The following is a 571-nucleotide window of genomic DNA, read 5'->3' on the forward strand; positions in this document are numbered from 1 at the left end:
TGTCGCCTTCTCCGAGTCAATGGGCGATCAAGTCAAAATCCTGCAAGGCGCAATTGGGGATGAGATTACGGAAGAATCGTTCATCGATCACGTGAAGCAGATAAAATACGAGTTCGATACGACGGCCGCTAATATTGAGGAAGCCGAAGAATACGAGCAGTATAAAAAGAATAACGCCCGATACAACGAGGCGTATGCAGAGCTGAGTGAGGTCACGCAGAACCTGATCGAAGAGAACGGCCGAGAGCTTGCGGCCGAGATGGCAAAGAACGCGTACACGGCGTATACAGAAGCCAGACTCGCACTCAAGCGTGTCGAACTTGAAATAGAAAGCGTTCGCGAAGAGGCAGAATCCGAATTGCCGGAAAAGGCGGATAAGCCTGAAGAGGAAGAAGCTGATCTGGAAACCTTGGTTCGGGTCTATGAGCATCAGCTCGAACATGCAGAGAAGTTCGCAGAGGGCAAGTGCGAGTCTTGCGGGCAGGCGGTGAAGATTAAGGACCCGGCAACGCTCAAGAAACGCCTCAAGGCCGCTCAGCAGAAGCTGAAGCAGCACGCACAGTACGAGGCC

General features: G+C 52.5%; 1 protein-coding gene. It reads left to right on the forward strand.

The genetic code is table 11. From position 1 onward, the window contains the following. Positions 1-19: 19 nt before the first annotated feature. Positions 20-571, forward strand: a 552-nt coding sequence (locus AC1RO3_RS07935) for a hypothetical protein (RefSeq protein WP_481763920.1), incomplete at its 3' end; no start/stop codon positions are given.

Source organism: Dellaglioa sp. CoH-57-MRSF-19 (assembly GCF_056781975.1).